The 1,417-nt window shown below is 43.1% G+C and carries 2 protein-coding genes; both read left to right on the forward strand.

The features are described 5' to 3' along the window. Positions 1 to 124 precede the first annotated feature (124 nt). Positions 125 to 850, forward strand: coding sequence for a TRADD-N-associated membrane domain-containing protein (locus tag BW941_RS17565; protein ID WP_076518276.1), 726 nt, complete (start codon positions 125 to 127; stop codon positions 848 to 850). 103 nt (positions 851 to 953) lie between these two features. Further along, entirely contained in the window at positions 954 to 1,271 is a 318-nt protein-coding gene (locus tag BW941_RS17570; RefSeq protein ID WP_076518278.1) for a hypothetical protein, read from the forward strand. Positions 1,272 to 1,417: the final 146 nt, after the last annotated feature.

The raw sequence follows: 1,417 nt of genomic DNA on the forward strand, positions 1-1,417 counted from the left end.
GATCTGGCCTGCAGGCCAAGTGGAATCCGAATAGATGGCTGCACTACACCAAAGACAGATTTCGCTTGCACAATGAGGGGTGTCCATAGATGTTAACCATACCATTATATACCGAGAGTACGTCATGCTTGATGGACCGCTAGGACTAGCAACAGAGATAATTGAAAGTTGGATGAAAGGTGGTAGAGCTCTAAGATACACTATTTCTGGATCTCTATTGCTCATCGCCGCTGCGATGCTTTTCGTTATACTGGGTGAGGCCGAAATAACTGATAAGAAATTTGCGGAAATTGTTTCTGTCAGCCTGGGGGCAGCGGCTGCAATTCTTACTTTCGGTATTATTTCATATCAGCGAGCATTAGAATCCTCTCAGCAACACAGAAAAATTGAAGAAGTTGAACGTCGATACGAAGAAAATCCAAAAGAAACCCAGGCCGCATGGGACTTGGCTAGATTAAAATTAGAAAGCTATCTTAACCGAAATATAAATCAAGTTAGGGCTATATTTTGGCTTACTGTACTGGTTATGTTGTTTGGTTTCTCTCTAATAAGCTATGGTGTTTTTCATGTTTATGAATCTCCTGAAAAGTTTAAACCGTCAATTATGGTTGCGGTAAGCGGTATCTTAGTAAACTTTATCGGCGCCACCTTTCTTGTCATTTACAAGTCTACTATGCAACAAGCTAAAGAATATATGGGGATTATTGAGCGTATAAACGCAGTTGGCATGTCAGTGCAGATATTAGAAAATTTAGGTGGGTCTAACCTTGAATTAAAGGAAAAAACTACAGCCGAAATCTCAAAGCAACTTTTGCAGCTGTATACAAGCTCCGGAAATAGTAATGGTTAACAAGGCGCTGAAATTCGTTTCGGCCACAGAAAAAGCGTGGCCTTCACTTGGGACTCGCTTCGCTCGCCTTCTAGCGGAGCGTTATCTGTACAGGAGAAGCTAGGTGAAAAATTACTATTCCGAAGACGAGATAGTTCTTTGCACTTATATTGCGCGCTTTGGTCGAGGCCTTCTTGCAGAAAAGAAAGTGGCCACCTTTGGTAAGCGTCCAGTTTCATCTGTTCAAATGAAAGTTCAGAATATCGCCGCAATGTTGGACGAGAAAGGGATTCCCAGGAATTCAGATATTACGCCTCTTAGCGGAAAAACTACGGGAGAAAGCGGCAGGGAAACTGACTGGCCCATTGTCGAGAAACTAGTCTCTATGGAAAAGGCTGATATCTGGGCCAAATGCAAAGAGGTTCTCGCAAATGACAGATAACCAAGCGCATCACCACGCAGCCTGCGGCTGCCGGATGCTCGCAAGCTCGCACTGATCTGTAACCACTTTCATGGACAGTTTTTTCTGTTCATTAAAGAGGTGCAGTGTGGGACAAACAAAAAAGAGAAACTATGATCGCTATACGT

Source organism: Thalassolituus maritimus, assembly GCF_900156675.1.
Classification (GTDB): domain Bacteria; phylum Pseudomonadota; class Gammaproteobacteria; order Pseudomonadales; family Oceanobacteraceae; genus Thalassolituus; species Thalassolituus maritimus.

What these genes read in the sequence shown, in the direction of transcription:
- BW941_RS17565 (WP_076518276.1), top strand. Translation starts at nt 125, where the DNA reads ATGCTTGATGGACCGCTAGGACTAGCAACAGAGATAATTGAAAGTTGG.